Genomic DNA, 1846 nt, shown 5'->3' with positions numbered 1-1846 from the left:
GGACGTGTCCTGGGCGAAGCTGACGGTCTTCCGCTCGAGTTCGGCGTCGTTCTTGCCGGACGCCCAGGCGCCGGACGCCGCAGTATCGAAGCGGTACAGCACGTGGTTGCCCGACTCAAAGGTGTTCGTCCCGGCGACGCCGGGCGCCGGGAAGTCGTCGACGAGCCGGTCGGTCATGTCCGCGAAGTCCGGGCTGCCGGTCTGCCAGTGCAGCTGCCGCAGCAGGTTGATGTGGTGCTGGTGGTAGGTGGGGGCAGGCACCCTGTGCGTCTGGCAGTAATACGAGTGCCAGCGGGTGTTCCGCAGCAGGGGGAAGTACCTGGCGATCGTCGTGGCGCACGCGTCGTACAGCTCGGCGGCGGGCTGGCTGCCGGTCGCGCAGGCGTAGTCGTACAGCCCGAACATGGCGAAGATCATCCCGTTGTACGTGTAGTCCCCGCTGCCGGGTGTCGCGCCCGGGTACTCCTGGATCCACAGGTAGCCGGCCGAGTCGACGTTCACGGCCCACGGGTAGCCGTCGTCGAGAGCCTGCAGCGACGCGAACGTGGCGTCGGCCGCGGCCAGATACCGGTCCCGGTCCGCAGCCGGTACGGCGTCCACCTGCGCGAGCTGCACGAACAGACTCAGCACTTCGCCCTGCGCCATCCCGCTGTACCACGGCGCCTCGTAGTCGACGCCGGGATGCGCCGGGTTGGCGTAGTCGAACGGGTAGCGGTACCACCAGCCACCGCGCGCCTCGACGTGCTGCCCGATGAGCCGGTCGGCCTGCGCCCGCGCCCGCGTGAGAAACACGGACCGCCGGGCGGGGTCGGTCTCGGTTCGGTAGCTGGCCAGGCAGCCGAGGGCGAACTGGCTCTGCCCGACAGGGTGGTCGTAAGCGACAGTGCCGCCGTCGGGGTAGTACATGTACACGCCGTCGGCGTCCAGGTGGTACGGCCCGCTGGTGAGGGAGGCGTTTTCCCACTTCACGGGCCGGTCACGCCACGGGCGCATCGCGTCGGGCAGGTCGGTCACGAGCCGGTATCCGGCGCGGTTCATTCAGGCTCCGGACATGGGTGAGGGCCCCGGCGGGGCTTGGCGGTGAGATGGGTCAGGCTGTGGGGTTGGTGATGCGGATGCCGTCGAGCCAGACGCTGCTGACGGCGCCGCCTGCTTCGGTCGGCACGGACACGGTCATGACGCCGGTGGCGGGGATCGTGACGCGGGTGCCGTGGTGGGAGCTGTTGTAGGTGACGAAGCCGCGGGTGTTCGCCGGCCGGTAGCCCGCGCTGAAGGTGAACACCGTGGTGGTCGTGGCGGCGGCGAGGGAGGTGAGGTTGAGGCGGCCTTCGAGCTCCCACACCTCGGTCCCGAATTCGTTGATCTTGCGCAGGCGCGGTGCCGGCGTGCCGGCGGTGACGCCGGCAGCGAAAGTCCCGATGGCCGAGAAGGCTGTCCATTCCAGGAGCAGCTTGGACTGGACGGTCCAGGCGCTGCCGTCGTAGATGGTCTTGGTGTTGGTGTCTTGCAGCCAGGCCTCCATGCCCTCCACGGGGCTGGCCAGGGCGGCGTTGCGGGCCGTGGCGGACGCGAAGCGCATGTTCGAGCGTTCAACTACGGCGTTGGCGATGTTCTTGGCCAGGGTTTCGGCGTTCGGGGCGTCGGTGAGGGCGGCGATGGAGACGCCCTGCCCGTAGTCGTCCGTGGTGGCCATCAGGCGATCCTCTTCAGCTCGAGCGTGGACTGGCCGCGGAGGACCGTGGGGGTGGCGGAGCTTGTCTGCTGGGCCCACATCAGGGCGAAGGACCCGGCGGTGGTGATGACGACGGTGCCGACGGGGCGGCAGGCGACGATGACGCCTGCCCCC

At 69.5% G+C, this 1846-nt stretch carries 2 protein-coding genes; both read right to left on the bottom strand.

The features are described from left to right. A partial coding sequence (locus IE109_RS32780) for a D-glucuronyl C5-epimerase family protein (protein ID WP_229891883.1) occupies nt 1–1038 on the bottom strand: 1038 nt, incomplete at its 3' end. A 52-nt stretch (nt 1039–1090) separates the two neighbouring features. Further along, complete coding sequence (locus tag IE109_RS32775) at nt 1091–1693, bottom strand: hypothetical protein (RefSeq protein WP_189555002.1); 603 nt, start codon at nt 1691–1693, stop codon at nt 1091–1093. Nucleotides 1694–1846 lie beyond the last annotated feature (153 nt).

The organism is Streptomyces lavendofoliae (assembly GCF_014649735.1).
In the GTDB taxonomy this organism is placed as follows: domain Bacteria; phylum Actinomycetota; class Actinomycetes; order Streptomycetales; family Streptomycetaceae; genus Streptomyces; species Streptomyces lavendofoliae.
This window is presented reverse-complemented; position numbering and strand designations above follow the sequence as displayed.